The 25,409-nt window shown below is 68.4% G+C and carries 22 protein-coding genes; 10 read left to right on the forward strand and 12 right to left on the reverse strand.

Annotated elements, in window-relative coordinates; translation table 11 throughout:
* Nucleotides 1-14: 14 nt before the first annotated feature.
* On the forward strand, nucleotides 15-998 hold the full coding sequence (locus ACWCPQ_RS04195; protein ID WP_449894551.1) for a hypothetical protein: 984 nt from the start codon (nucleotides 15-17) through the stop codon (nucleotides 996-998).
* Here ACWCPQ_RS04195 and ACWCPQ_RS04200 read toward each other — a convergent pair.
* Nucleotides 982-2,421: an MDR family MFS transporter gene (locus tag ACWCPQ_RS04200; RefSeq protein WP_449894553.1), complete on the reverse strand. Its 1,440-nt coding sequence runs from the start codon at nucleotides 2,419-2,421 to the stop codon at nucleotides 982-984. The two genes, ACWCPQ_RS04195 and ACWCPQ_RS04200, sit on opposite strands and share 17 nt — an antisense overlap.
* Before the next feature lie 274 nt (nucleotides 2,422-2,695).
* Between ACWCPQ_RS04200 and ACWCPQ_RS04205 the strand changes: the two genes are divergently transcribed.
* Both ACWCPQ_RS04205 and ACWCPQ_RS04210 read left to right on the forward strand, forming a co-directional pair.
* The gene (locus ACWCPQ_RS04205) at nucleotides 2,696-3,220 is read left to right on the forward strand and encodes a DUF3558 family protein (RefSeq protein ID WP_449894554.1); all 525 of its coding nucleotides are present in this window, start codon (nucleotides 2,696-2,698) and stop codon (nucleotides 3,218-3,220) included.
* 165 nt (nucleotides 3,221-3,385) lie between these two features.
* Nucleotides 3,386-4,603: a PucR family transcriptional regulator gene (locus ACWCPQ_RS04210; protein WP_449894556.1), complete on the forward strand. Its 1,218-nt coding sequence runs from the start codon at nucleotides 3,386-3,388 to the stop codon at nucleotides 4,601-4,603.
* Between the two features lie 4 nt (nucleotides 4,604-4,607).
* Here the strand turns inward: ACWCPQ_RS04210 and ACWCPQ_RS04215 are convergent, their stop codons facing one another.
* Entirely contained in the window at nucleotides 4,608-5,072 is a 465-nt protein-coding gene (locus ACWCPQ_RS04215) for a hypothetical protein (RefSeq protein WP_449894558.1), read from the reverse strand.
* A 238-nt stretch (nucleotides 5,073-5,310) separates the two neighbouring features.
* Here ACWCPQ_RS04215 and ACWCPQ_RS04220 point away from each other — a divergent pair, with 238 nt between their 5' ends.
* Nucleotides 5,311-6,087 (forward strand): M50 family metallopeptidase, encoded by a 777-nt coding sequence (locus ACWCPQ_RS04220; RefSeq protein WP_449894559.1) that lies wholly within the window; start codon nucleotides 5,311-5,313, stop codon nucleotides 6,085-6,087.
* 15 nt (nucleotides 6,088-6,102) lie between these two features.
* On the opposite strand, the gene ACWCPQ_RS04225 is transcribed toward ACWCPQ_RS04220, so the two are convergent.
* Nucleotides 6,103-6,879, reverse strand: a complete 777-nt coding sequence (locus tag ACWCPQ_RS04225; protein WP_449894560.1) for a siderophore-interacting protein — start codon at nucleotides 6,877-6,879, stop codon at nucleotides 6,103-6,105.
* Nucleotides 6,880-7,029: 150 nt separating this feature from the next.
* On the opposite strand from ACWCPQ_RS04225, the gene ACWCPQ_RS04230 reads away from it, so the two are divergent.
* Nucleotides 7,030-8,271 (forward strand): phthiocerol/phthiodiolone dimycocerosyl transferase family protein, encoded by a 1,242-nt coding sequence (locus ACWCPQ_RS04230; RefSeq protein WP_449894562.1) that lies wholly within the window; start codon nucleotides 7,030-7,032, stop codon nucleotides 8,269-8,271.
* A 13-nt stretch (nucleotides 8,272-8,284) separates the two neighbouring features.
* Here the strand turns inward: ACWCPQ_RS04230 and ACWCPQ_RS04235 are convergent, their stop codons facing one another.
* Together ACWCPQ_RS04235 and ACWCPQ_RS04240 are read right to left on the reverse strand one after the other, a co-directional pair.
* A complete protein-coding gene (locus ACWCPQ_RS04235) occupies nucleotides 8,285-9,658 on the reverse strand; it encodes a metallophosphoesterase (RefSeq protein ID WP_449894565.1) in 1,374 nt (457 codons plus the stop codon).
* 234 nt (nucleotides 9,659-9,892) lie between these two features.
* Nucleotides 9,893-11,992: an AMP-binding protein gene (locus tag ACWCPQ_RS04240; protein ID WP_449895502.1), complete on the reverse strand. Its 2,100-nt coding sequence runs from the start codon at nucleotides 11,990-11,992 to the stop codon at nucleotides 9,893-9,895.
* Between the two features lie 303 nt (nucleotides 11,993-12,295).
* Here ACWCPQ_RS04240 and ACWCPQ_RS04245 point away from each other — a divergent pair, with 303 nt between their 5' ends.
* Nucleotides 12,296-12,514 (forward strand): hypothetical protein, encoded by a 219-nt coding sequence (locus ACWCPQ_RS04245; protein ID WP_449894567.1) that lies wholly within the window; start codon nucleotides 12,296-12,298, stop codon nucleotides 12,512-12,514.
* Nucleotides 12,515-12,570: 56 nt separating this feature from the next.
* Nucleotides 12,571-13,491 (forward strand): LLM class F420-dependent oxidoreductase, encoded by a 921-nt coding sequence (locus tag ACWCPQ_RS04250; protein ID WP_449894569.1) that lies wholly within the window; start codon nucleotides 12,571-12,573, stop codon nucleotides 13,489-13,491.
* Between the two features lie 42 nt (nucleotides 13,492-13,533).
* Here the strand turns inward: ACWCPQ_RS04250 and ACWCPQ_RS04255 are convergent, their stop codons facing one another.
* The 3 genes from ACWCPQ_RS04255 to ACWCPQ_RS04265 form a co-directional block, all read right to left on the reverse strand.
* Complete coding sequence (locus ACWCPQ_RS04255) at nucleotides 13,534-14,991, reverse strand: three-helix bundle dimerization domain-containing protein (protein WP_449894571.1); 1,458 nt, start codon at nucleotides 14,989-14,991, stop codon at nucleotides 13,534-13,536.
* A 131-nt stretch (nucleotides 14,992-15,122) separates the two neighbouring features.
* Nucleotides 15,123-16,700: a phytoene desaturase family protein gene (locus ACWCPQ_RS04260; RefSeq protein WP_449894574.1), complete on the reverse strand. Its 1,578-nt coding sequence runs from the start codon at nucleotides 16,698-16,700 to the stop codon at nucleotides 15,123-15,125.
* 63 nt (nucleotides 16,701-16,763) lie between these two features.
* On the reverse strand, nucleotides 16,764-18,302 hold the full coding sequence (locus ACWCPQ_RS04265; protein WP_449894577.1) for an AIM24 family protein: 1,539 nt from the start codon (nucleotides 18,300-18,302) through the stop codon (nucleotides 16,764-16,766).
* Nucleotides 18,303-18,624: 322 nt separating this feature from the next.
* Here ACWCPQ_RS04265 and ACWCPQ_RS04270 point away from each other — a divergent pair, with 322 nt between their 5' ends.
* Nucleotides 18,625-18,975, forward strand: coding sequence for a hypothetical protein (locus tag ACWCPQ_RS04270; RefSeq protein WP_449894578.1), 351 nt, complete (start codon nucleotides 18,625-18,627; stop codon nucleotides 18,973-18,975).
* A 612-nt stretch (nucleotides 18,976-19,587) separates the two neighbouring features.
* A complete protein-coding gene (locus ACWCPQ_RS04275; protein WP_449894580.1) occupies nucleotides 19,588-20,343 on the forward strand; it encodes an SDR family NAD(P)-dependent oxidoreductase in 756 nt (251 codons plus the stop codon).
* An 11-nt stretch (nucleotides 20,344-20,354) separates the two neighbouring features.
* Here the strand turns inward: ACWCPQ_RS04275 and ACWCPQ_RS04280 are convergent, their stop codons facing one another.
* From ACWCPQ_RS04280 to ACWCPQ_RS04290, 3 genes are all read right to left on the reverse strand, one after another.
* Nucleotides 20,355-21,545, reverse strand: a complete 1,191-nt coding sequence (locus tag ACWCPQ_RS04280; RefSeq protein WP_449894582.1) for a cation:proton antiporter — start codon at nucleotides 21,543-21,545, stop codon at nucleotides 20,355-20,357.
* Nucleotides 21,546-21,555: 10 nt separating this feature from the next.
* Nucleotides 21,556-22,038: a cation:proton antiporter regulatory subunit gene (locus ACWCPQ_RS04285; protein ID WP_449895503.1), complete on the reverse strand. Its 483-nt coding sequence runs from the start codon at nucleotides 22,036-22,038 to the stop codon at nucleotides 21,556-21,558.
* Between the two features lie 107 nt (nucleotides 22,039-22,145).
* Nucleotides 22,146-22,997 (reverse strand): bifunctional 5,10-methylenetetrahydrofolate dehydrogenase/5,10-methenyltetrahydrofolate cyclohydrolase, encoded by an 852-nt coding sequence (locus tag ACWCPQ_RS04290; protein WP_449894584.1) that lies wholly within the window; start codon nucleotides 22,995-22,997, stop codon nucleotides 22,146-22,148.
* A 255-nt stretch (nucleotides 22,998-23,252) separates the two neighbouring features.
* Between ACWCPQ_RS04290 and ACWCPQ_RS04295 the strand changes: the two genes are divergently transcribed.
* Nucleotides 23,253-24,131, forward strand: coding sequence for a YdcF family protein (locus tag ACWCPQ_RS04295; protein WP_449894587.1), 879 nt, complete (start codon nucleotides 23,253-23,255; stop codon nucleotides 24,129-24,131).
* A 66-nt stretch (nucleotides 24,132-24,197) separates the two neighbouring features.
* On the opposite strand, the gene galT is transcribed toward ACWCPQ_RS04295, so the two are convergent.
* The gene (gene galT / locus ACWCPQ_RS04300; RefSeq protein ID WP_449894589.1) at nucleotides 24,198-25,358 is read right to left on the reverse strand and encodes a galactose-1-phosphate uridylyltransferase; all 1,161 of its coding nucleotides are present in this window, start codon (nucleotides 25,356-25,358) and stop codon (nucleotides 24,198-24,200) included.
* Nucleotides 25,359-25,409: the final 51 nt, after the last annotated feature.

Genomic DNA, 25,409 nt, shown 5'->3' on the forward strand with positions numbered 1-25,409 from the left:
CCGGGGGTTCTGTGATGAGTGAAATCGGACAGGAACGACTGCTGCCGCCGCGTCAGCACGGGACGTCGTGGCGTGAATCCGAATACCGGGCCATCGCGGTGGAACTGCGGGCGGGTAAGGGGTTGCCCGAGATCGCCGCCGAACTCGGTCGCACCTCCTCCGCCGTCCAGGCGGCCCTGCGGAATTTCGTTCCGCCGGAGGAGAAGGTACGAGCGGGTGATCGGGCCCGCTGGATCCGCGATCGGATGGCGGCCGAACCCGAATGGGACTGGTGGTCGGTGGTGATGGACCACCATCGGCACGGCCCCTCCGCGCTCTGGCTCACCGAACACGAGCACATCGCCCGCGGCGCGTGGCGCGATCGCACCCCGATGCCGGTGCTGGCCCAGCGGCTCGATACCGCCGAAATCGAGGTGGCCGGCTTCCTGCGGGCTCTCGGTCTCGCGGAGAACATGGCCGAAGTGGCCGACCGGCTCGGTGCCACTCCGGGCCAGGCACTGGCCAAACGGGTGAACGCGGCACGCGATCAGGAACAGTCGGCGAACTGGATCCTGGTGGTCGACGGTGCCGCGGGCACCGTCAAACCGCGGAGTGCGCCTGTGCGCCGTCATGTTTCGGTACATATGAGCCGGGCCGCCGCCGAAGCGGACCGCGACCGGGTGCTGCGCTGGCATCGCCGATCCGCGGGCGACAGCACCAGCCCCGTCTGGTGGACGATCGCCCAGCGCGGCGTCGGTGACATCGCCGGCCGCACCTACTGCGGCGTGTTCACGCCGCGCCTGATCGACAGCGGCGTCCGGGCGGACGCGCTGGAGGTCGGCGACCGCATCCTCATCGCCGGATCGGACGGACACCCGCAGGAAGCCCTGGTGGAGTCGGTCGCCCAGCGGGGCGAGGTGGTGGTCGCCGATCTGGGACCGGTAGGTGATTCCCGCGTCCACCAGGTCATCGAATTCGATGCCGGGGAACGAGTCGAGGTGCTCACGCCGCAGGAGTGACGGGCTCCCGGTGGCCGGGTTCGCCGCGGCCACCGGGCATGAACGCGGAGGCGATCACGATGGCCACGGCCATTACCGCGACCGCCACGAACACCAGATGCACCCCCTCGGCCAGCACCGCGGGCGAGGGGGTGCCGGTATCGCCCACCCGCGAATTCACCAGGGCACCGAATACGGCGACTCCCACCGCACTGCCGATGGACCGCGCGAACATGTTCGCCGAGGTCACCACGCCGCGTTCGCCCCAGGTGGCGCTGGTCTGCGCCGCGATCAGCGTCGGGCTCGCCACCAGCCCCATTCCGAGTCCGATGACGAAACAGGTGACCGCCACCTGCGCGATACTCGTTCCCGGGCCGATGAACAGGGTGCCGGCAGCGCCGAGAGTGGCGGTGGCGCCGCCGATCAGGGCGGTGCGCCGGAAACCGATCCGCAGATACACCCGGCCGGACTGGGAGGCCGAGACCGGCCAGCCGAGAGTGAGCGCCCCGACGGTCAGACCACCGATCACCGCCCCGGCGCCCAGCACGCCCTGGGTGAAAGTCGGCACATAGGAAGTGAGACCGAGCAGCAGCGCGCCCACCAGCGCGGAGATCGCGGAACTGGCGACCACCATCCGCCGGGTGAACAACCACAGCGGTAGCACGGGATCCGCCGCCCGGCGTTCCACCAGGACGAACGCCACCAGTACAGCGGCACCGCCGGCGAAGATCGCGATACTCACCGGCGCGTCCCATGCCCAGGCGTGTCCGCCTTCGAGCAGGCCGAGGATGATCGCCCCGGCGCCCGAGGTCAGCAGAACCGCGCCCGTATAGTCCACCCGGCGGCGCGCACGCGAAGGTGTTTCGGTGAAGTGGCGCAACAACATCCATCCGGCCCACGCCGACAACGGCAGGTTGACCAGGAAGATCCACCGCCACCCGACATATTCGGCGAACACCCCGCCCAGTAGCGGCCCGAGCACCGAGGAGAAGGCCCAGACACCGGCCAGATAACCCTGCACCTTCGCGCGCTCGGCCAGGCTGTAGAGATCGCCGGCGATGGTCATGGTCATCGGCTGGATGGCGCCCGCGCCGATACCCTGCACGGCCCGGAACACGATCAGCCACAGCATGCTGCCCGCGAGCCCGCACAGCAGCGAGCCGAGTGCGAAGACCGCGATACCGAAGAGGATCACCGGTTTACGGCCCACCGTGTCGGCGATCTTGCCGTACACGGGTACGGTCACGGCCTGGGCGAGCAGATAGATGGAGAACAACCAGGGGAACTGGGCGAACCCGCCCAGGCTCTCGGTGATGGTCAGGACCGCGGTCGCGATGATCGTGGAGTCGAGGGCGATCAGCCCGGTGGCCAGCATGAGCGACCACAGGATCGCGCCACGCTCGGAGCGGAGCCCCACATCGGTTCGCACCGTCTCCGCCACCATTACCACACCTCGTTCTCCGCAGGACCGGAAAGATCAACCCGATCGCCGCCTCACCGTATTCCCCGCGCCGCTGGAGCCGCCGCCGATTTTCCATATGGTGGGACGCTTCGCACGTGCGTCCGGCGAGGCAGCACTCCCCGCTCCCGGCGCCACCACAGCTCGTCAGGACCGGCCGGGACCGCGTTGTGCGGTGGAGCAACGCCGTACGCGGGGCCGCTGTGAGCCCGCACAGAGTGGCTGTGACACAGCGGAATCGGTGGTTACCATCCGCGGCATGAGAGCACCGGTACCTCATCTCGACCGCCGGGTCCGCCCGCGGATTCTGCTCGGCGGAGCGCTCGCCGCGGCCGGGATCCTCCTCGCAGGATGCGGCGAGGCCGCGGAACCCGTGGATCCGGCGGCCGTCTGGGACCCCTGCGGACTGCCTGTCGATCTGCTCGCCGAATCGGGTTTCGCCGCCGGTTCGATCCGGCGCGATGTCGCCACCGAACCCGGCTGGGCCGGCTGCGGGTGGAGCAGCGACCGGGCCGCGCTGCGCGTCCTGTTCACCACGACGGGGTCGCCGGAGGAGGTGGCGGGGACCGGGGATACCAGCACGGAGGTCATCGTCGGGGACCGGACCGGCCGGCGATTGCACACCGGATCCGCCGATACCGCGACCACCTGCACGATCGCCCTGCCGACCGCTGGCGGCGGCGTGATCCGGGTCCGGGTGGACAGCGCCCCCGGCGATACCGCGAGCGCCTGCGCCGCGGCCGAACATGCGGCAAGCACCCTTGCACCCGCGTTTCCTGTCTGAGCAGGCTGTTCGACCATAACCCGGACCACTGTGAACGGTCACAAGGCAGATGGTTCGACCGTGCACGGTCGTCCAGTGGCGCCGGTAAACGTACCCACGATCCGACACATGATCATTACTGTTGAGCCCCAGTCTCGCCACCGAGGGGTAGAAGGAGTCAGCAGCATGACCGTCGATTCGACCAGAACGAAGCTGACGCTATCCGGCCAGCCCATGTCGGCCCCGCTCCAGGATGTGCGCAAACTGTCCCGGCGGATGGTCGGCCATTTCGTGGAGAACGTGGTTCCCTGCGGCACGCTGCCCGGCGATGCCATCCACGGTGATGTCACCACCATCACCCGCACCTGTCTCGAACTCGCGGTCAGCATGCTCGACGGCAAGGACATCCCGGAGAAGACGCGGCGGCTGGAGAACGCCGCGGCCGGCTGGGCACGTGAGGGGGTGCCGATCGACACCATCCACCACGCCGTGCACGAGGGTTTCCGGCTCGGCCTGGACCTGGTCGTATCCAATGCCACGGTCACCGACTATTCGGCTCTGGTCGACGGGGCCAAGCTGGTGGTCGAGATGCTGGACAAGATGACCGTCTGCATCTCCATGGCCTATGTCCGCGAACTGCGCTCGGTGGTCAGCGAACACCACACCGCCGTACACACACTGACCTCCGCGCTGCTGGGCGGGCACAGTACCTCCACCATGGCCCGGGAATGCGGGATCGAGATCGCGCCCGCCTACACCGTCCTCGCGATGGCCATTCCGGCACATCCCGACGAGGCGGTACCGGCCCTCGACGGCAAGGTCGTGGCCCGGCGCAAACTACGCCGGGTCCAGGCCGAGCTGGCGACCCGCTGCGAGGATTCGGCGCTCTCACTGCTGAGTGTGGACGGCGGCACCGTGCTGCTGCCGTCGGAGATCCTGACCGGCGAGGCCCTCGACGATCTGGTCGCTCAGGTGTCGCGGGCGGCGCAGGTCCCGATCAGTGCCGCGGTGGTGGAGGCACCCACCGCGGAGGTGCCCTCGGCGGCGGATCAGGCCCATGAGCTGCTGGATATGGTGCAGCGGCTCGACTGTGTGCCCGGCCTGTACCGCTTCGACGATATGGCGCTGGAATACCAGCTCACCCGGCCCGGGCCCGGGCGGGAGTATCTGGGTTCGCTGCTGGATCCGCTCGACGACCACCCGGAGTTGCTGGAGACCCTGCAGCGTCATATCAGCAACAACCTGAACCGGCAGCGCACGGCGCGTCTCATGCACATCCACACCAACACCATCGACTACCGGCTGAAGCGGGTCGCCCAGCTCACCGGTTTCGACCCCACGCAGCCGTCGGGATTGTGGTATCTCCGGTCCGCGCTCGTGGCGCGGAGCTACCGGACGAGCTGACCGGTCACGCCCGCTTCCGTCCACTGCGCACCTGCGCCACATAGGCCCGGGACACCGCGGTGGTCAGGGTGTCGAGAACATCGACCACGAAACAGCCGTCCACATTGTCGGCCGGGACGGCCGGTGTCCGCGGTGCCGCCGGACCACGCAGCCCCAGACCACTTTTCACACCCTCGTGCAGTGCGTGCTGGATGATCTCGAGGGGAACTTCCTCCCGCGCCCAGCGGGCGGCGGCCACTTCCAGCCGCGCCAGCACCTGACGCCCCGAGGGGTCCGAATCGTCCAGCAGCGCCAGCGCCAGACCCAGCCCCACCCGGAATACCGTCTCGAAATCCGCTCCCGGCCGCTCGGTCGTTTCGGGGTCCACACTGTTCGCCGACCAGATACGCATCAACTCGGCCGGTTCCGGCACGTCGAACAGTTCCCGAGGATCCTCGGGTCCACGGTCGGACTGCCCACTCGTGCACATACGTGCTCCCTCCACCAGCGACCGGCAACCGATATGGACAAACGTATAGTTACCCACCCGGTGCGGGACGACACATCGACCGGACTTCGGTCCACCTCGGAACGCGGGTCGGCAAAGATAGTGAGACGTCCCATCAACACATACTTCGACTTCGTGCAGTCCCCCACCGACACGGCCCGCTCGTTGCACCCGGCCCTACGACGAGCGCCCCGCCGCTCCCCCCGGTTAAGGTGCGGCGGTGGATACCGGTGATCTGATAGACCGCAGCAGTTCCATCGCGGAGCGGCTCACGACGACCCAGGCGGCACCGCCGCCCTGGCTGGTACTCGCCACCGCGGTGGTCGCGCTGGTACTGGTCGGGTACGGGCCCCTGTGGCGGATCACCCGCAATGTGGTCACCATCGCGCACGAAGGCGGGCACGCACTGGTCGCGTTGCTGAGCGGACGTCGCCTCAATGCCATCACATTGCACTCGGATACATCGGGACTCACGGTCTCCAGTGGAAAACCGTACGGGCTCGGCATGATCCTGACAGCGCTGGCCGGTTACCCCGCGCCGCCCCTGGTCGGTCTCGGTTTCGCGGCGCTGCTGGGTGCCGGGCGGATAACGCTCATGCTGTGGATCGCGATCGCCGCCCTGGCCGTCATGCTGGTGATGATCCGCAATGTGTACGGCGTGGTCTCGGTGGTGAGTACCGGCGCACTGGTTTTCGCGGTGTCCTGGTTCGGGTCCGACGCCCTGCAGGCCGGGTTCGCCTATCTGGCGACCTGGCTGCTGCTGCTCGCCGGAAGCCGGCCGGTACTGGAATTGCAGCGCACCCGTTCCCGGATGCGGGACGGCACCACCGATGCCGACCAGCTCGCCCGGCTGACCCGGTTGCCCGGGCTGTTCTGGGTGGTCGTGTTCCTGGCCGTCGCCCTGGGCGCGCTCGTGCTCGGAGCCGGACTACTGCTGTCGGCGACGCAGGGGATCTGCCTGCCGATCCCCAACGGTGCGGACTGCCCGGCGAGCTGAGCGCGCCGGGGCCGGCTACCCCGCGGTCTCGGCCTCGGCGAGTTCCCGCTTCCAGACCCGGAAGCTCTCCTCGGTGCGGCCGCGGCGCCAATATCCGGAGATGGACGCGAATTCCGCGGAGACGCCGCGTTCCTTGCGGATATAGGAGCGCAGATTGTGCATCACGGCCTGCGCCTCACCGTGAATGAAGACCTGCGCCCGGCCCGGCAGCCACGGCGCCGAGCGGACCGCGCCGATCAGCGGGGCATTGTCGCCCGCGCGGTCGTCACCCACCTCGTGGGCCGCGCCGCCGCGATGCACCCAGGTGACGTCGACCAGCGCTTTGGAGGTGAGCACGATCTCGTCGGCGGAATCGGCGACCTCGACGAAAACCTTTGCCGGTGCTCCCTCGGGCAGCGCCTCGACCGCCGCGGAGATGGCCGGTAGCGCGGCCTCGTCACCGGCGAGCAGATGCCAGTCGGCGTCCGCGCGGGGCGCATAGGCACCACCGGGGCCGAAGAAGGTGACCTGTTCCCCGGGCCGGACCGCCGCGGCCCAGGGACCCGCGACCCCCTCGTCACCGTGCACCACGAAATCGATGGCGATCTCTCGGGCCGCGCTGTCCACGGAGCGGACCGTATATGTGCGCATGACCTCGCCGTCCGGACGATCGAACAGCAGTTTCACGTAGGCATCGGTGAACGCGCTCGTATCGAAATCGTCGAATCCGGGGTCGCCGAGATACACCCGGACCATATGCGGGGCGAGCCACTCCGTCCGGGCGACGGTCATGGTCGTGCGCTTCCTGGCCATCCGGCCTCCTTAATTAGTTAGGCTTACCTAAGCAACGTACCAGCCGCCTCGGAGCCGTTGTGTAGCGTCCGTCTCGTACTGACCGAAATATCCGGCAAGGAACCGTTTTTGGGTTAATCTCACACAAACTTCCGGACGAAGGCACCAACCATGACCGCGGCAACTGTCATCCGCCCGCTCGCGCCCAGCGAACAGATCTTCGCATTCAGCGAAGTTTTCGTCGGATACTGCGCCCGAATGTCCGGAAAGCTCGACCTCAGCGCCCTGACCGCTGCCTTCGAAGCCCTGGTCAGGACCCATCCCATCCTCGGCGCTCAGCTCGCACCGACCGAGCCCGTCGGGCACACCCTGGTGACCTCCGGTCCCCCCGAGATCGTGCTGACCGTCGCCGACGGGGATCCGGAGCAGCTGCTCACCGGCGCCGAACCGGATCAGCGCCGAGCCCTCGGCACCTTGCACGTGGTCCGGTCCGGCGATACGGCGAGTGTCACCCTGCTGGTCCATCACAGCATCGCCGACGCCACCCACGCGCTGGAACTGTTCGAACGCCTGTGGCACTGCTATGTGGCCGCCACGGCCGGGCGGATACCCACACTCCCGCCGACCGGGCAACCGATGCCGGTGGAGGATCTGCTCACCGCGCGGGGTGTCGTGCGGCGCCCGGTCCCGGGGGGCGCCGCACCGCCGCGCATCGCCCCACCCCTGCCGCCGGCGGACGCACTCGCCGCGAACGAGAACCGATACCCGCCGCTGCTCACCACGCGCTGCCGGCTCGGCCGGGCAGAAACCGCCGAGCTGGTCGCCTACGGTCACCGTGCGGGCGTGACGGTGCACAGCCTGGTCGCCGCGGCACTGCTGCTCACCGAATCCGAGGCCCGGCAGCTGCCGGTGCACGAACTGCTGTGTTCGTATTCGGTGGACCTGCGCCGCCGGGTCCGGCCGCGGATCGGCCCCACCGAAGGAACGAATGTGCTGGGTTTCGCCGGCTACCGGCCACGACTCGGCACCGAAGGCACGCTCACCACGCTGGCGCACGGCGTCTTCCACGCGTTACGCGCCGGATTGGCCTCCGGCTATATCCAGCAGACGCCGCTGCAGCTCCCCGATACCCTGGCGGCCCCACCGGCGAACCCGTTCGACACCGTGATGACCACCAACTGGGGCCGATTACCCCGGATCTCGGTGCCGACCCTGCGGATCCACGATTTCCGCACCACCATGATCGCCAAACCCGACCCGACCGGACGCCGCCCCCCACAGGCGGGCGGCGGCACCAGCATCATCAGCACCTACGACGACCGGCTCAGCGTCGAGATCCACCATCCCCCCGAGTTCACCCCGGTGCAGACACCCCGGATCGAACGGCTGGAGAAACTGCTCACCCACCTCTGACTCCGGCGGCGGTTCAGACCCCCTGGAGCGACGCCAGTTCGAGCACTGTGATGTCCGACGGAGCAGCCACCCGCACCGGCGGCCCCCAGGCACCGGCGCCGCGGGTCACGTACAGCGCCGTTCCCCCGTACAGTTCCAAGCCCGCGACCGTCGGATTGGCCAGCCGCGCGATCAGATTGCCCGGCCACAGCTGACCGCCGTGGGTATGTCCGGACAATTGCAGATCCACCCCGTGGGCCACCGATTCGTGCACCACCACCGGTTGGTGGGCCAGTAGGACACAGGCCCGGCCGGTATCCCGGCCGTCCAGGGCCGCGGCGAAATCCGGCCCCCGGCCGACCGCGGTCCCCCGGGGGTCGTCGACACCGGCGAGATCGAAATCCGGCAGCGACACCCGATCGTTGAGAAGCACCTTCATCCCGAGCTCCCCCACCCGGGCGAGCCAATCGTCGGCGTCGGAGAAGTACTCGTGATTTCCCGGGACGAAGTAGACGCCCAGGGGCGCGACGAGGCCGGCCAGCGGTTCGGTTTCGGCCCGCAGATCCGCGACCGTGCCGTCGGCGAGATCACCGGCGACCGCGATCAGGTCCGGCCGGGTGTCGTTCACCGTGCGCACGACCCGCTCGCAGAATGCCCGGCCCAGCGCGGGACCCAGATGCAGATCGCTGACCAGCGCGATCCGCAGACCGTGTGCCCGGGCGGGCAGTTTCGCCAGCGGCACGGTCACCCGGCGCACCGACGGTCCGTCGACCACCCCGTAGGTGCCGGTACCGACAATCGCACCGGCCGCCACGACAGTCGCCCCGGCCGCCAGCCGGGAGACGAGCATCCGCCGCGAGAGCGGCCGGCGCCCCGACGGCACCGACGCGTCATCCGATGGCACCGGCGCCGGTCCGGCGACCCCGGGCGCCGCCGAAGCCCCGATATCGCCGGGTGGCACAACCGGGCCCGATATCTCCCCGACGGCGGCGCCGACCGGTTGCGGCGGCGCGTCCGCCGCGACGGATGCGGGAGCGACCGCGCTTTCCGCCGGTGCGATGGTGGCGGGTGCGGCGGTGCCGGCGTCCCGGCGCACCAGCGCCCGCAACAGCAGCGGGCGTACGACCTCACCGGCCAGTACACCGAGCAGCAGATAGAGAAACAGTGCGGCCCACAGGAATCCGGGCCAGGTCAGCCATCGCCAGGATGCCCGGTCCACTCCGGTGAACATCACCGCGAACGCACCGCACATCGCGCACGCACCGATCGCCGCCACCCCGGCGCCGGGTATCCGCCAGCGGGATCCGTCCCGGGTGGTGTCGCGCACCAGCCGCCGCCACACGTACCAGTGCAGCCCGGCGATCGCCCACGCCACAGCCAGTCCGGTGAGCACGGAAACTACTACCACGGAGGATGCCTCTCCCGACCGATTGATTGTGCGGCTGCTGAATCTACCCCTCGCCGCCCGACCCACCGTGGCCCCCGCACCCGTTGTCCCGTCCCGCGACCGCATCCCGCCGCGCGGACGGCCACCGGCAACCATGGATAACTCCATGTCGCGGTGATCATCGGGTAACCCGGCATCACACCGGCATTCACGCGTCCGATATCGTCTCCGCGCGCAGCGGCGCCCGGTGTCGTGCTACCCGGTGACGACCGGTCCGCCCAGACCCGACGGCGGGAGTTCCCCGTCCGGCCGTCCGGCCAGTAGCCATTTCAGGATCTTCCCGGTCTCCCCACGCGGCAACGCCGGCAGGAAGGTCACATCGCGCGGCACCGAGAACCGGCTCAACCGATGCCGGATATAGGTGCGCACCATATCCGAGTCCAGTCCGGCTCCTTCATGTTTCACCACGAAGGCCGCCAACCGCTGGCCGAACTCGGGATCCGGGACGCCGACCACCGCGACCTCGCTCACCTGCGGCAGATGCGCGAGTGCTTCTTCCACCGGCCTCGGGAAGACGTTCTCGCCGCCGGAGATGATCATCTCGTCGTCCCGCCCGGCGATGAACAGTCGTCCGTTGACATCGAAATATCCGAGATCGCCGGTATCGAGCATGCCGTGCGCCTCATCCGGCGGCGCGGAGTTGACGTAACCGTCGAAGAGCATGTGATTGCCGACGAAGATATGCCCGGTCGCACCGATCGGCACCGGTTTGTGATCGGGCCCCAGCACCGAGACCCGGGTGCCCAGCGGCGGCCGGCCGGCGGTGGTGGGTGCGAAGCGGAGGTCCTCGGGGGTGGCGATGGTCGCCCAGGAGACCTCGGTGGATCCGTAGACGTTGTAGAGGATATCGCCGTAGGCGTCCATGAACCGCAGTACGGTGACTCCCGCCAGCGGCGCCCCGCAACTGATGACATGACGCAGGCTGGAGGTGTCGTAACGGGCGCGTACCGCCGGGGGCAGATCGAGGATCCGGTTCACCATCGTGGGCACCACGATCATGGTGGTCACCCCGTGTTCGGCGACCGCCCGCAGACAGTCCTCGGCGTCGAAACGTTCCGGTAATACCACCGTGCATCGCAGCGCGGTGCTCAGCTGTAATCCGGCCAGCCCCCAGGTGTGGAAGAGCGGAGCCGGGATGAGCATGGTCGATTCCATCTCCATCGGGATCCGGGACAGCAGCGCGGCGATGGTGCCGAATCCCTTGGGATGTGGCCGGCGGGCACCTTTCGGGATCCCGCTGGTGCCCGAGGTGAGCACGATCAGCCGGCCGGGCCGGGTGGGCCGGCGGAAATCGTCCGCCCCGGATTCGACGAGATCCTCGAGGGTGTACCGCTCGGGGAACGGCGGCCGCAGATCGGTGTTGTACCGGGGGATATCGTCGTGCAGATACTGCACCAGCTCTTCGAGGTCGCCGTCGACGAATAGTGCCGAGAGCCGGTGCCGCTGCACGATCTGCTCGATGGTCCGCGCGGACAGGCCGGCGTTGAGCAGCGCGGCGTCCACACCGAGTTTGCCGGCAGCGACCATGGTTTCGACCATGCCCGCGTGGTTGCGCGAGAGCAGGCCGATCGCGTCGCCCGCGCCGAGTCCCACGGCCGCCATCGCCCCGGCCAGAGCATCGCTGCGCCGGTCCATATCGGCGAAAGTCCGAATGCCCCGATCGTCGATCACGGCAGCCCGGCCGGGAGAATGCGCGGCCCCGGCCGCGTACCCGCCGGCCAGGTTGAAGCCCCATTTGTTCAGCGAGAGCAGCTGTTTCATCACCGCGTTGGGTCGGGTCCGCACCACCCCGCTGACAGTGACCTGGCGCAGCACCTCGAGCTGCAGCCGCACCAGTGACCCTTCCCCGTTCACCACCGTCGATGTGCGCGCGCCCCGCAGGATATCGGCGATCCGGCGCAGACCCTTGGCGGTCCAGTCCTGGACAGCCGAGTTCGACAGACCGGTGATATCGCGGTGCACCCGGCCCGGGGCGAAGTAGGTGATCGATACCGTGCAACGGTCACCTTCTCCGTACATCCGCAGCGCCGCGAAACTCCCGATCTCCGGCGTATGCAGTTCCAGGCTCTCGTACCACCGGCCGGTCACCATCCGGACGCGCAGCACCCGGATACCGGATTCCGTTGTACCGATACGGAATTCGAGTTCGGGTTGCTCGCCGGGAACGTCCAGTCGCGCACATGCGCCGATACCGGTGAACACGCGCGGATAGGTCTGCGGGTCGAGGAGCAGATCCCAGACGGCGGCGCGTGCAGCGGGGATCTCCGCGACCAGATCGATGACGTCGGTAACCAACTCCCGCAACTTCTCGTCGGCCCGCAACGAACAACTGGGCCGGCGGGGTAACCCATCTGTAACGTCTCTCACACTAGCGCGGCGGCACAGTTGTTACCAGCGAGTAGCAGCGCTCTGTGACAGGTCACGAAGCCGGTTGCCGAGCGTTCGCCCGGCCGGCGCGAACCACTGTTGGAGGTTGTCCAACCCGGCCGCCGATCCAGGTGTGAGAACTCCCAGCGCCCACGCACTCCACCCGCACGCCCGTTGTGCGCGAACTACATTCGGCCACATATCACTCGCTCCGACCGCGGAGGACCCCTGATGCACGAGACCCGACGCCGGGTGGCCATCACCCGGATCGACGAGATCCTCGACTATTTCGGCAAATGCGCCGCCTGCGGATATCCCGCCCGCGCCGAATCCACCCGGCGCGTCTTCGACAACGGCGAGGTCGAAACCGTCGTCATCGCCAGCTGCGCACTCCCCTGCGGCTGGTCCGACCGGGTCCTGCCCACCAGGATGACCGGTCCCGCCGCCTGAGCCCCACCCGGGCGCCACCCGACGTGGCCGGCGGACGGTGCGGCACGATGAGACCTATGGAACTGCGAATATTCACCGAACCACAGCAGGGCGCCGACTACCCGACGCTACTGCACGTGGCCCGCGCCGCCGAGGACCTCGGCTTCGGGGCATTCTTCCGTTCCGACCACTATCTGCACATGGGCTCGGTGGACGGTCTGCCCGGCCCCACCGACGCCTGGATCACACTGGCCGGCTTGGCCCGGGAGACCAGCCGCATCCGTCTCGGCACCCTCGTCACGGCCGCCACCTTCCGGCTACCGGGTCCGCTGGCGATCCAGGTCGCGCAGGTCGACCAGATGTCGGGCGGCCGGGTGGAGCTCGGACTCGGGACCGGCTGGTTCGCCGACGAGCACACCGCGTACGGGATACCTTTCCCAGAAGACAAGTTCGGCCGTTTCGAAGAGCAGCTGGCCGTGATCACCGGGCTCTGGGAGACCCGGCTCGGGGAAACCTTCGATTTCACCGGTAAGTACTACGAGCTGGTGAAATCACCCGCCCTGCCGAAGCCGGTCCAGCAGCCCGTACCGGTCATCGTCGGCGGGCAGGGCCCGAAACGTACGCCGCGGATCGCCGCGCAGTACGCGACCGAGTTCAATATCCCCTTCGTGTCGGTGGACGAGAGCGCCGCCCAGTTCGACCGGGTGCGCGCGGCGGTGGCAGCGCAGGGCCGCGCGGCCGACAGCATGGTGTACTCCAACGCACTCGTAGCCTGTGTGGGGTCGAGCGAGGCCGAGATCGCGCGCCGGGCCGACGCGATCGGCCGCGAGGTGGCCGAACTGCGTACCAACGGGCTGGCCGGCTCCCCCGCCGAGGTCGCCGACAAGATCGGCCGGTATCGCGAGATCGGCACTGAGCGGATCTACCTGCAGATCCTGGACCTGGCCGATCTGGATCACCTCGCGCTCATCGCCGACGAGGTCGCCGCACAACTGTGAAGTCCGGTGGCGGACGGCTGCCGCGCGACGCCGTCCGCCCGGTCACCGGTAGGCCGCGGCGACCCCGTCGACCAGATGCTGGAGGGTCTCGTAGGCCGGAACATCGACGATATCGACCAGATCCGGGGAAACCGCCACATCGTGTTCGCTCACCACTTCGTCGAAGCGAGCCACATCCCCGGTCCGGAAACCGTGCTCGGCGGCCAGCGACTGCAGCTCCGTATCGTTGTGCAGCAGCGCACCCACCTCCTCCCCCTCGGGCGTCAACGGTACGACCGCATGCCGGGACAGCACGGTCGGCGACGGATACAGCAGGACCATATCCGGGCGCAACCGCTTCTCGACCGCTGCCGCCACGTACTGCGCCTCGTAGATCCAGGTCATCGGCGTGGGCCCCATGCCCGCAGTGAGGTACTCCTCGAACGGGCCCGCACTGGACCCCTCGGTGTAGCCCTGCGCGAGGAACAGGCGCTGCAGTGTCGGCAGCACATGCTGTTCGGCCGTCGCACCGCGCACCACAGCGTGATCGTTGACGACATAGCTGGCCACCGCCAGATACATGGCCGCCGAATTGGAAGTGCGGGCATCGGTGGTGCTGACCAGGATATTCTTACCCACCGGGTAGGAGGTGTTACCGGCCAGCTCGTCCCATTGCACACCGCGTTGCACCAGATCGATATAGGCCGAGAAATCCAGGGTGGGCGCGGGGCCGTCGAATTTCACGACTCCGGCCGCGTCCAGCAATTGCACGATGGGGGTGAACGTGGCGATCGCCATCGGCGAGTAGAACGGCACGAACTGGGTGCTCACCCCGACCTCGCGTTTCAACCGTTCGGCCGCGGGCAGACTGGACGGGAACGCGAACGCGCGGCCCGCCAGATCGACCGACGTCGAGATCTCCCGCGAGCCGGCCGCCTCCACCCGCACGTCGTATCCGTGCGCGGCGAAGACATCGGCGACCCGCGGGTCGCCGAAGAACGCCGTCTTCTCCGATCCGACCACCCCGGTGATCTTCTTCAGCGGCGCTCCGGCCACCGGCGCCGCCGGTGCGGGCGCCGAATCCGGACGGGATACAGCCCAGGCGGTCGCGCCCACCGCCACCACACCCGCGGCTCCCGCAAGTGCGAACAACCGGCGTCGATCGGTGGTCAGGCCGCGCGGACGCGCGGTCTCGGGATGTTCCCCGTGGGTCTGCGCATCGGTCGCCTTCCCCGCCGACACCGGCGCGACGGTCGGCGGCGCGGTGGTGGCGGTCTCCGTAGCCGCCGGAGTTTCGAGGTCCCGGCGCACCATCCGCTCCACGAGAATGGGGACGAAATCGCGCACGGAACTTCCGGCGAAACTCTCGTGCGCGGATCTGATCGCGATGTCCACCTCGTCGGCGGAACGATTCTCGGAATAGGCGGCCGCCAGCCGGCCCGCGAGTTCACGGATCGCTTTCTGCTCGCGGGCCGCCTTGTCCTCGGGGGCCCTGTGCTTCGGAACGGTATCGAGTGCCACGTATTTCTCCCTCGGCGCCGGCATGACATCGAAACGACCCGCCGGGCCGATCCACAGCCGACAACGCTACCGCCACAAAGTATTCGGATACTCCCACCGGTGAGCGGCACCGCCGATTCTCCGGTCAGAATTCACCCGGCATTTCCCGGACGCTGGCCGGTGGTTTCCTCGAGGACGGCCATCGCCGCGTTGTGCCCGCCGATTCCGCTCACTCCGCCTCCGCGCACCGCGCCCGCACCGCACCGCAGCACATTCGCGTGACCGGTATCCACACCCCAGCGCTGGGCGGGCGTATCCGCCGCCCCGGTGAGATAGGGGAAGGACAGGTCACCGTGGAAGATATGCCCGCCGGGAAGCCGGAGCGAGCGTTGCAGATCGACCGGTGTGGCGACGTCGCAGCACAGGTCGCCGCGGGAATCGCGGGCCAGGCAGTCCTGCAGAGGTTCGGCCAGTACGGCATCGAGCGCGGCGAGCGTCGCGGTCACCGCGGCGTCCTTCGCCGCTTCCGGACGTTCGGTGAAAAGTCTTGCCGGAGTGTGCAAGCCGAACAGGGTGAGGGTGTGCCGCGGCGATCCGCCCGCATCGGGGGCGGCGATTCCCGGATCGGTCAGCGTATGACAGTAGATCTCCGCGGGCGGGGTCGTGGGCAACCGGCCGGCCGCCGCCTCGCGATAGGCCAGTTCGAGCTGTTCATAGGATTCGGCGATATGGAACGTCCCGGCGAACGCATCCCGGGCGGCCACGCCGGTATCACGCAGCCGCGGCAACCGCTCCAGCACCATATTGATCTTCAGCTGCGCGCCTTCGGGTTCCCGGCCGGCGGACTCGCCCAGCAGCCGGGCCGCCTCGGTGGGCGAAGCATTCATCAGCACGTACCGCGCCGCCACCGTACCGTCGGCCGCCCCCGCGAAGGTGATCTCCGCGATATGCCCGTCGGTCGACATCTCGGTGACTTCGGTAGCGGTCACCAACTCCGCGCCCGCCGAACGGGCCGCGTCGGCCAACGCGTCGGTCAGCGCACCCATTCCGCCCACCGGCACATTCCAGTCACCGGTGCCGCCGCCGATCACGTGGTACAGGAAACACCGGTTCTGCAGCAGCGACGGATCGTGCGCGTGGGTGAATGTGCCGATCAGCGCATCGGTGAACACCACACCGCGGACGAGATCGTCGGCGAAGTACTGTTCGACGGCCTCGCCGAGCGGCCGCTCGAACAACTCCTCCCACGCCCGGTCGCTCACTCGCTGCCGCAACTGCGCGCGCGTCGGCAACGGTTCGGTGAGCGTCGGGAAAACTGCCCGGGCCACCTCGCCGGTCATCTCGTAGAAGCGCTGCCATGCCTCGAACTCACGATCCGATCCGGTGACCCGCGCGAAACCGGCCCGGGTGGCCGCGGGCGACCGATTGTCGATCAGCAGCCCCGACGACCCGGCCGGGGTATAAGAGGAGATCCGCCGCTTCCGGGTGCGGAACCGCAACCCCAGATCGCGCACGATCCGGTCCGGTAACAGACTCACCAGGTACGAGTACCGCGACAGGCGCACATCCACCCCGTCGAACACCCGCGCCGAAACCGCCGCGCCGCCGACCGTCCCGGCCTGCTCCAGAACCAGTACCGATTGTCCGGCGCGGGCCAGATACGCCGCCGCGACGAGGCCGTTGTGCCCGCCGCCCACGATCACCACGTCGTACCGGGACCGCATCACCATAGGACGTCGATACCACACCCAGGCCCCGGCGGCACCGCCACCGCGCCCCGGGAGCGTCGCAGACTACCCGAGCAGACCGCCCAGCAACCCGCCGCTCTGCCCGGCCTCCTGTCCACCGCCGGTTCCGGCGAGCATCCCCCCGGGTGGCAGCTCCGAAGGTTGCACGATGACGAACCCCCGGCCGGAGAAGGCCAGCGTGATCCCTTCGCCGGTACTGCGTCCGATGAACCGGCCCAGCCCGAAGGAATCGTTGCGCTTCACCCCGGTCTGCAGACTGGAGGACCAGGCGATGGCCGCCTGCGGATCGGCGTAGGTGGGCTGATCGACATTGAGCACGACCGGACTGCCGTGACTGGTGATGGCGATCCGGCCCCGGCCACTGAACACACAGTTGAACAGACCGGCATTACTGGCGAATCCGGCCGCGCCCTGCACCATCCGGATGTCGTAACCCAGTGTCGGATCGAAAGCGAGCACATTGGACCCGTTGATGGTGAGTCCGTCGGTACCGTCCAGATCGATGATGTGCACATCGGCCGCACCGTTGGCGACGAAGAGATCGCCGCGTCCGGAAACCTTCATCAAGGGCACGCCCTCGCCGGTGAGCCGCTGCTGGATCGCGCGGCCGATACCACCGGACCCGAGCGCCTGGAAATGCAGCTCACCCTGATACGCGACCATGGACCCGGACCGGACCAGCGTTTCCCCGTTCACGCCGACCTTGATCATCTTGCTGCCCTGCTTCTGGATGCCCATTCCGGACACTTCGGCATGACGCGGGTCGAACAGCTCGCTGTGCATCGGCTGAGCTCCTTGTTGAGAAGAATGAGCGGGAATCTGCGGGACGGGAACGGGAGGCGGGGCAGCCGGCGATGGATACGCCGGCTGCGGAACCGGGTAGCCCGGTCCCGGCGCCGGCGGATATCCGGCAGCCGGCGGTGCGGCGGGATAACCGGGTTGCGCCCGACCATCCGGCATCTGCGGCCGAACGCCCTGCTGCGCCGGGAACCCCTGCTGTGGTGGAGGCGAATACTGCTGTCCGGCAATCGGATTCGCGACCATTGTGGGATCGGTGCGCGACGACGGCGGCGCGGGCGGCACGGGCTCGTCGTCGACATTCACCCCGAAATCGGTGGCGATACCCGCCAGCCCGTTGTCGTACCCCTGCCCGACGGCCCGCACCTTCCACGCACCCGCCCGGCGATAGATCTCCACACACACCACAGCCGTCTCGGTGCTCAGCTTCGACACCGGGAAGGTGAGCGTGCCCTGCGGTCCGGCGATCGTCGCGGTCAGCGACCCCACCGAACCGAACGTCGGCGGGCCGCTACCGTCCAAGCTCGCGGTCACCACGACCTTGTCGATATCGGGGGGTAGCGCGGGAGTCTGCACATCGACCGCATCACCGCCGCCCTGCCCGTGCCGGTAGGTCACCCCCGGACCGACCGGCTGATTGAAGAAGACGAAATCGCCGTCGGATCTCACCTTTCCACCAGCGGCGAGCAACAGCGCCGAAACGTCTACCGGCGCGGAGCAGGTCACCGTCACTGTCAGCCGATCACCCGGCGCGGGCCGGTTCTCCCCCGGAGCGAGCGCAGTCATCGCATCCCACCCCGGATCCACACATACCGGGCCGGGTCTTCACCGGGCCCCCGAATGATCCGGCCCCCGGCCTTCCATCCGCATGACTTCTGATCCACACCGACGAGTCTGACCGATACCGCCCACACCGCGCCACCTCAGCGTTCGACGTGATCTCCGACAAATACACCGACTCCGGCGAAACACCCGACCGGCCGCCACCGATCAATGGGTTGACCGCCGACGGAACCTGAGAATTTTCACAGCCGCAGCACAGCCAATGGCCAGACCACGGCGGCATCCTGGAATCGGACGAGCGGAACTCGGCATCAGGGAGGAACCCATGGTGGACTTCGAGATCACCGGCACCACCGTCACTGTTCACGTCCGCGGCGCACATCGAGTGCTCTCGCTGACCGACCACATCACCTTCGACCTCGCGAACATCACAGCCGTCGAACCGGCCGAGATCGATCGCCGCCCGCCCTGGGTGCGCGCACCCGGAACCTTCTTCCCGGGCGCCATCGCCGCGGGCACATTCCGCGGTAAAGGCCGGAAAGAGTTCTGGGACACCCTCTTCGGCGGCAACGCCGTCCGCATCGACCTCCGCGGAACCGACTACACCCGGCTGGTCGTCGACGTCGACGATGTCGACGTCGCGATCGGATCACTGCGCCACGCCGCCGCGGCCTGAGCGGCGGCACCCCCGATCCGCCGATCGACCTCCTCGCCGCGGGGCCGATCGGCGGATCCGGATTTTCGGCGTCGCCTCCGGCGCCGCGGGGTCGGGGGAATCGGGAGTGCTCGCCGGCGCGGTAGCGGTCCCGGCGCGAACCGGTGCCGGTCGTGCGATCCGAACCGGTCGGCCACCGACGTGCCCCGGGCAGTCCGGTTCTGCGTCCGCCGACGATGTGCGCGGGAATGCGCCTCGGCGGTCCGAGTGGGGTCCCGGCTCTGTCGGTGGCCCAGTGCCGGACCACCGACCACGCAACGTTTCGGTATCCTGTGCCCGCTCGGGGAACGCGAGCTGTCGGCACGGCCCCGGCCTCGGCCGTCGAGAACGGCGGGCGAATTCCGCATCTACGGGTCGCGTAATCGGTCCACCGGCGGAGTGGACCGACTCGCCGCCGAACATCGTGACTCGGCGCGCGGGAAATCGGCCGGTAGCGTACGGCGACGCGGCCGGTCGATTCCTGATACCGCGCGATGAGTACGACGCGAGACCGAACACCCTGCGGGCCCGGCGCGACGGGCTCCCGAGCCCGCACCTGCAGTCCCCTGCTGTCACCGACATCGCGGAGGAGATATGGCGGAGTTCACCGGGAAAGTCGCTCTGGTCACCGGCGCGGGTTCCGGTATCGGGAAGGCGACGGCGCTGCGGTTGGCGGGGGCGGGCGCGCAGGTCGTACTCGGCGACGTGGATCTCGCGGCGGTCGAGCGGGTCGCCGGGGAGATCACGGAAGCCGGTGGTACGGCGGCGGCCATCGCCCAGGACACCTCGAAACTCGCCGACCACGAAGCGGCGGTGAATTTCGCGATCGGAACCTTCGGCGCGCTGCATCTGGCCGTGAACAATGCCGGGATCGGGGTGAGTCCGGGGCCCATCGGGGAACTGGATGCCGAGAAATGGCGGCTGCTCATGTCCATCAACTGCGACGGGGTGGTGTACGGGATGAAATACCAGATCCCGGCCATGCTGGCCGCCGGTCCGCACCGGTGCGCGATCGTCAATATGTCCTCGGTGCACGGCACTGTCGCCACCGACGCACCCGGATCCGCGTACACCGCCTCGAAACACGCGGTACTCGGTATGACGAAGGCCGCCGCGGTGGAATACGGCGCGACCGGATTGCGGATCAACGCGGTGCAGCCGGGTGTGATCGCCACCCCACTCACCGAAATGCCTGCCGAGGCCCGGCAATTCCTGGAGAACAAACATCCGTTGAAACGGTTCGGCCGGGCCGAAGAGGTCGCCGCGGTGATCGCGTTCCTGCTCTCCGAGGACGCCTCGTTCGTCACCGGATCCGGCTATCTCGTCGACGGCGGGTACACCGCCCTCTGAGCAGCAACCGGTTATTCGTCGGCGGTATCGGGTTCGGGTTTGGGTTGGCGGGTGACGATACGCAACACCGGCTCCACCACACGCGCCACGATCGGGCCCACCGATGCCATCAACAGCACATAGGTCGTTGCCAGGGCGGCGAATTCGTCGGGAACCGCTCCCGCCGCCACTGCCAGACCGGCAATGACGATGGAGAATTCGCCGCGCGCCACCAGTGCGGCGCCGGCCCGGGCGCGACCCAGCCGCGATGATCCGGCATGTGCGGCGGCCCACCAGCCGGTGGCGATCTTGGTGACGGTGGTGATCACCGCGAGCAGAATCGCCCAGCCCAGGACCGGCGGGATACTGCGCGGATCGGTGGTCAGGCCGAACAGGACGAAGAACATGGCGGCGAACAGATCCCGCAGCGGTTCCAGGATCTTGGTCGCATTGTGCGCGGTGGTATCGGAGATCGCGATGCCCAGCAGGAACGCGCCGACCGCGGCCGAAACCTGCAGTGCGGAGGCCACTCCCGCGATCAGCAGTGCCGAGCCGAGCAGTTTCAGCAGGAAGATCTCGTTGTCGTCGCTGGCCACGATCGCGGAGACGTACTTGCCGTAGCGGAAGGCGACGACGAGCACGACCGTCACCGCGAGCAGGGCGATCCCCAGCGATTGCAGACCCGCTACGAACCCGAGGCCGGCCAGCACCGCGGTCAGGACCGGCAGATATGCGGCCATCGCGAGATCCTCGAAGACCAGGATCGACAAGATCACCGGGGTTTCCCGGTTACCGAGCCGGCCCAGGTCGTTGAGGACCTTCGCGATGATTCCGGACGAGGAGATATAGGTGACCCCGGCCATGGCCAGCGCACCGGTGGGGCCGAGGCCCAGCAACAACGCGACCACCACACCGGGTGTGGTGTTCAGGACCAGGTCGAGCAGACCGGCCATCCAGGATCTTCGCATCCCGGTGAACAGTTCGGCCGCACTGTATTCCAACCCCAGCAGCAACAGCAGCAGGACCACACCGATCTCGCTGGCGAGATGGATGAACTCGTCGGCCTCGTGTAATCCGAAGAAACCCCCTTCCCCGAATACCAGTCCACCCACCAGATACAACGGGATAGGGGACATGCCGATCCGGGCCGCGATGCGTCCGAGCACTCCTAGCCCGAAGAACACCGCCCCCAGCTGGATCATCGCCAGCGTGGTTGCATTCATCGCTACAGGTTCAGCCGTCTTTCAGGATATCCGCGGCACTGTCCAGACCGTCCGAGGTCCCCACGACGATCAATACGTCGCCACCGGTGAAAACGAAATCCGGACCGGGGGCCGGCATCGCCTGACCGGCTCGCATCACGGCCACGATGGAGGTCTTGGTCCGGGTACGCATCCGGGTCTCGCCCAGCGTCCGGCCGTCGTAGGGCGAGTTCTCGCTCACCGGCAACTGCCGGGTGTTCACGCCGTCCATATCCCGGTGTTCGTTGCGCAGCTGGCCCACCAGCTGCGGCGCGCCCAGCAGATTGGCGAGGGTACCGGCCTCCGCCTCGGTCATCGGGATCTGCGTGGTGGCGTCGGGGTCGCCGATCCTGGTGAAGATCAGATCGATCGTCCCGTCCTTGTGGTCGACGACCCCGATCCGCCGGCGTACAGCGGTAAGCGGAAAATCCTTGCGTACGCCTATTCCCGGCAAGGGTGTCACTTCGACGTTCACCATGTCACCTTAACTCGACTGCGAGTGTGGGCCGACGGCCGCACACACCCTAGCGCTACCCCGTGCGCCCGGCCTCGAACCTCGATGACCCAGCGGATCGGCGCCGATCAGCGCGCCCGTTCGGCAGCGATCACGACATGGCGCATGAGCAGCGCCGTGGTGACGGGCCCGACCCCGCCCGGGACCGGGCTCAGCCCGCCCGCGATGCCCCGGACCGACTCGGCGTCGACGTCACCGACGATCTTCCCGTCGGCCGATTCATTGGTACCCACATCGATCACCACGGCCCCCGCGTGCACGTTGGCGCCGGTCACCAGTCCGATTCGGCCCGCGGCGGCGACGACGATATCGGCCGCCGCGGTGATCGCCGGCAGATTCGTGGTGCGGGAATGGCAGACGGTGACCGTCGCGTTCTTCGCGAGCAACAGATGCGCCAGCGGTTTGCCGACGACATTCGACCGCCCGACGACGGCCACATGCCGGCCCTCCAACGCGACTCCGTGATGCTCGAGCAACTCCACCACCGCTTCGGCGGTGGCCGGAGCGAAACCGGCCGATCCCGCGGCGAGCAGTCCGAGCGACAACGGGCTGACACCGTCGACGTCTTTGGTGGCGGCGATCGCCGGGGACACATCGTCGAGGGTCACCCCCGTCGGCAGCGGGGTCTGCAGCATGATGGCGTCGGTATCGGGGTCGGCGCTGCGCACCGACAGTTCGGTGCGCAGGGTGTCGGCGGAGGCATCGGCACCGAGATCCACAGTATCGCAATCGATTCCGCGGTTGGCGGCCGATTTCTTCAGCGAGTTCACGTACCAGGCGCTGGCCGGATCGTCGTTGGCGACCACCAGTGCCAGCCGCGGGGCCCGGCCCGCCCGCTCGGTCAGCGTCTTCGCCCGCGCGGTCGTATCCGCGTTGATGGCGGCGGCGAGGTCTTTCCCGGTCAACGATGCGGTATCCACGGATGTCCACCCTAACGGTCCCGTCCGGGCGGACCCCACCCGCGGCCCGCGCATCGCCGGGCACTAGTGTGTCGGTGGCACCGATACGCCCCGCTGTGCCGTAGCCAGCGGGTTCACGGGACATGTCCCCAATCGGACAGCTGTAAATACCGGGTTCCGGCCGAGACCGGACCTATGGTGGGTTGCCACATACCGCACCCCCGCAAGTTCACACAAACGATCACCCGCCTCCACCCGTGGAAAGGTGTCGCCGAAGTGCACAGTCGAAGAGCTCTGCAGTATCTGGTGGCGGTTACCGCCGCCGCGACAAGTATCACGCTCGCCGGTTTCACCGGCGCGCCGGCCCAGGCCAGTCCCGAAACGGACTCTCTCTACAACACCGCACAGCGTCATTTCACCGACGGCGATTCCGCCGCCGGCCGAGCCGCGCTGCAGGATCTCATCGGTCGCGACCCGACCGATGCCGAGGCGCTGTCCCTGCAGGCGATCTGGTCCCATTACGCGGGCGATCTCCCGGCCCTCAACGATGCGATGGGCCGGTTGCGCGCCGTCGACGGCGGGATGGCCGCCGGCACCGACGGCGTCCTGCACGCGGTCAGCGCGGGCGTCGCCACTCTCCCCAACCCGATTCCGGCACTGGTCGGGCCACAGACCGGCATCGTGGTCTTCGGCTTCGGGCTGCTGCCCGACGGGACGCCGCGTCCCGAGCTCGTCGAACGACTGCAAGCGGCGTGGCTGCAGGCCATCGCCTCACCGCTCTCGCCGATCGTGGTGAGCGGTAACAATCCCAGCAACGGGATCACCGAGGCCCAGGCCATGGCCGGCTGGCTGATCGGCCGGGGTATCCCCGCCGAGCGGATCCATGTGGAGGACCGGGCTGGTTCGACGGTGCAGAACGCGCTGTTCAGCGCCGATATCCTGCACAACGTGGGCGCCAACAGCGCGGTGGCGGTGACCTCACCGAACCATATCCGGCGGGCGGTGGCGGATCTGTACGTCGCCGGGATCCCGGTGGTGGGTGCCACCACCTCGCTCAACCAGCTGGTCTCCCAGTTGCCCCCACCGAGCAAACAGGCCCAGTACAGCATCTATCTGGATGCGACGCGGACGTTCCAGCTCAGCGTCAGCCGCTGACCCATATCGCGATCACCGCGCCCGGCCGTTCGCCGGGCGCGGTGATCGGCGTATCCGAGTAGCCGCTCAGACCGAAGCCACGGCCGCCCGGATCCGGGCGGCGGCCGCATCGGGTGGGATATCGGCGATGAACGCCCCCATCGCCGATTCGGACCCCGCCAGATATTTGATCTTGTCCTTACCCCGCCTGATCGAGGTCAGTTGCAGATGCAGGCGGACAGTGTCGCGGCCGGTACGGACCGGCGCCTGATGCCAGGCGGCGATATAGGGGGTCGGATCGTCGTAAAGGGCGTCGATCCCGCGCAGGAGCCGCGGATAGAGGGTCGCCAGCTCATCTCGCTCGGCCTCGTCGGTGGCCGCGAGATCCGGGATCTGCCGATGCGGGAGCAGATGCACCTCGATCGGCCAGCGCGCCGCGAACGGAACGAACGCCGTCCATCGCTCCCCGGCCAGGACGACCCGGCCGCCCGCGCGTTCACTGTCCAGCACTCGCTGGAAGAGGTCCGGTCCGAGCCGGTCGACCGAATCGAGCAGCCGGGCCGTTCGCGGTGTCACGTACGGGTAGGCGTAGATCTGGCCGTGTGGATGCGGCAGCGTGACGCCGATGGCCTTTCCACGGTTCTCGAACGGGAACACCTGCTGCACCCCGGGCAGGGCGGACAATTCCGCCGTGCGATCGGCCCAAGCCTCGATCACAGTGCGAGCTCGGCCGGTGCCGAGATCACCGAACGCCCCTTCGTGTGCCGGGCTGAAACACACCACTTCGCATCGTCCGACCGCCACACGTTCCCGGCCGAATCCGATCGCGGCCACATCGTCCGGTCCGGTCGGCGCCGGTGGGTCGCCGGTCACCTCCCCCGGCAGGGCCGGTCCGAAGGACGGCGACCGGTTCTCGAAGACCGCGACGTCGTACTGGTCGGGTATCTCGGAGGGATTGTCCGGGGTCTGCGGTGCGAGCGGGTCACGATCGGCCGGCGGTAGCACGACCCGGGTCTGCCGGGCGGCCGCGATCGATACCCATTCGCCGGTGAGCACATCCTGGCGCATCACCGCGGTCGGCGGCCGGGGCTCCAGCAGCCGGGTATCGATCCGGCGTTCGGGGCCGAGCCGGGTGTCGGCGTCGTCGTAATAGATGAGATCCCGGCCGTCGGCCAGTTTCGCGGTGCGCTTCACAATGCGGTCGGCCACCCGATCACGATAACCAGCCCGCGCGCGCCCATCACCCATCCGCGGCCCGGGCGGGTCAGCGGTGGCTGTGGTCGTTCCGGCGCCCCGGCC

Source organism: Nocardia sp. NPDC001965 (genome assembly GCF_053594175.1).